General features: G+C 74.8%; 2 protein-coding genes. Both read right to left on the bottom strand.

Features of this window, described 5'->3' with window-relative positions; all coding sequences use genetic code 11:
* Positions 1 to 2026: VIT domain-containing protein (locus AB0M20_RS37905; protein ID WP_364305671.1), on the bottom strand; the 2026-nt coding region annotated here is incomplete at its 3' end.
* On the bottom strand, positions 2023 to 2507 hold a 485-nt coding region (locus tag AB0M20_RS37900), incomplete at its 5' end, for a MerR family transcriptional regulator (protein WP_364305669.1). The genes AB0M20_RS37900 and AB0M20_RS37905, both read right to left, overlap by 4 nt.

Genomic DNA, 2507 nt, shown 5'->3' with positions numbered 1-2507 from the left:
CCGCCGCCCGCCGCGGGGCGACCCCCGGGGGCGCCGGGCGCGGGGGGGCGCCGGCCGGCGCCGACAGCGACATCATCGACATGGGCATCGCCACGTCGCCCATCACCGGGGACTCCCAGCCGGACGGGAGCTCCACGGGCTGCGTGACCCGCCGCGTCTGGCCGCCCTCGTTGACCACCCGGCTGTCCACCGCCACGAAGGCGGTGAACCGGCACAGCACCCCGAACCGCAGCGACGTCGCGACGATGGCCTGCTCGAGTGAGCGGTCGCCGGTCGCATACCGGTCCTCCAGGTCGCGCAGCCGGGCGCGGGCCCACTGCGCGGTGATCGCGCTCTCCTCCTTCGCCTGCACGGCGACCGTGGTCGTCCACTCGCGACCGTCGCGGGTCCGGCCGGTCACCGTCAGCGTCCCGCCGGCCTCGCCGGCGTAGCGCCCGGTCACCACCAGCGGCACTCCGGGGTAGAGCGCCGGCAGCCGGTGCGGGCTGCGGGTGTCCTCCAGCAACGTCATGCCGGTCGCGCCGATCCGCAGATCGGTGACGGCCGGGGCGCCGATCCGGCGGTGGATGTGCTCCATCGCGTCGTCGAGACGGTCCTCGCTCTCGACCAGCTCGGTCCGCCCGGCGCCGAGGCTCGCCAACCGGCCCAGGAACCCGGCGTTCACCGCGCGGTCGATGCCCACGGTGTGCACCCGGGTCGAGCCGATCAGCGGGCTGATCTCGCGCAGGATCTGATCCTCGTTGCCGACCTGCCCGTCGGTGATCAGCACCAGCACCCGGTCACGCGTCGCGTCCTGAGCTTGCTCGGCCTCGCTCTGCTTCAGCAGCTTGAGGCCCTCCAGCAGCGGCGCCAGCATCTCGGTGCCGCCGCGGGCGTCGGCCCGGGCCAGGTGCTCGACCGCGCGAAAGCGGTGCCGGTCGCTCGCCTCCGACAGGCCCCTGCCCTCGAGGCCGTCCGGGTGCTCGACGACGTGATCGAAGGTCAGCACCGCGAACCGGTCACCGGCGGTCAGCGTGTCGACCACCCGTGCGGCGGCGCGGCGGGCGGCCACCATCTTCCAGCCGCCCATGCTGCCGGAGCGGTCCAGCAGTAGAACGACATCCTTCTGCCGGGTGGCCCGGCCGGCCTCGGGCGGCAGCACGGTGAGCTGGTACGTGCCCTGTCCGGCATCGGGCCCGGCGTTCGAGTCGGCGTCACTGCCGGCGGCCCGGTCCGGCGCCGCGATCGCGCTCTCGCCGCCGCCCGCATACCCCAGCCGCAAGATGAAGTCGCGGTCCGCGCGCTCCCCGGGCCTGAGGCTGACCCGCCGCTCATCGGTCACCACCGTGTGCAGGCTCGACCGGACCTCGCCCAGGTCGAGCCCGGCCGGGTCGATGTCGACGTCGACGGAGAGCCGCAGCGGGTTGGGGAAGCCGGGCAGCAGCACCGGGGGAGTGATGCGGGAGGCGTCGGGCACCGCGTCGGTGTCGAGCTCGCGGCCGTCGCCGGACTGCGGGCCGCCCAGCGGGGTGCCCGGGATGTAGCGCGGCGCGACCACCAGCGGGAACCGGAACGTGGCGGCGCCGTCCTCGAACGGCAGCGGCCCGACCAGCCGCAGCTCCACGGTCACCCGCTCGCCGGGCAGGATGTTGCCCACCCGCATCGTGAACACGTCGGGCCGGTCCTCCTCGGCGATCGAGGCCCGCTTGCCCTCGGCGACGGCCTGGTCGTACGCCTCCCGCGCCGCGCCGCGCTCCCGCAGCTCGGCCTCGACCGTGCGGCCGTCGGCGGTCATCGTCATCCCGGTCACCGCGGCGCGGTCCGGCAGCGGGAAGACGTACGTGGCCTCGAGCGCGGTGTCGTGCACGTTGACGAACTCCGTGGCGACGACGGTGCGCGCCACCAGGCCGGTGACCTGCGAACGGACGTCGAGACGGTCGAGCGGAAGGTTGCCGCGATCGGTCAGGAGCGCGCCGAACCCGGCATCCGGCAGGATCTTGATGCGACCCAGCTCGCCGGGTGCCATCGGGGCGATCGAAAAGGTCATGACGGGCTCCCATCCTCGGTGTTCACGGGGGTCAGCAGGCCGCGGCCGGCCAGCGTGCGCAGCAGCGGTGCCGCGGCCGCGGTGATGGCGGCGAGGTCGTCGTCGGTGGGCGTACCCGGAAGCACCAGGATGGCGCCCCCGCCCAGCTGGACCGCTCCCGCTCGCGTGCCACGCGGTTCTTGCTCCTGCTCCTTCGCCGGCGCCGCGGCCGGCTTGACGGCCGGTTGGGCCGGTGTGTCCGCCCAGAAGCGCGGGCGGGGCGCGATGATCTCGTCCTCATACGGCCCGTCCGCGGCCAGCAGCGCCGCCGGCACCCGCGCCACCGCCGCGAGCGTCTCGTCGTCGGCACCGGACAGCTCCACCTGGATGTCGGCCAGCAGCCGGCCCTCGGCCTGCCGGCGTTTCACGGCCACCAGCTGCAACAGGTGGCGCGGGCCGTAGAGCGCCGTGCGCCCGCGCATGCCGATCGGCCGGTCCACCA

This window comes from Actinoplanes sp. NPDC051633 (assembly GCF_040681735.1).
In the GTDB taxonomy this organism is placed as follows: Bacteria; Actinomycetota; Actinomycetes; order Mycobacteriales; family Micromonosporaceae; genus Actinoplanes.
The sequence above is the reverse complement of the archived record's forward strand: the minus strand, read 5'-3'. Positions and strand labels throughout refer to the sequence as shown.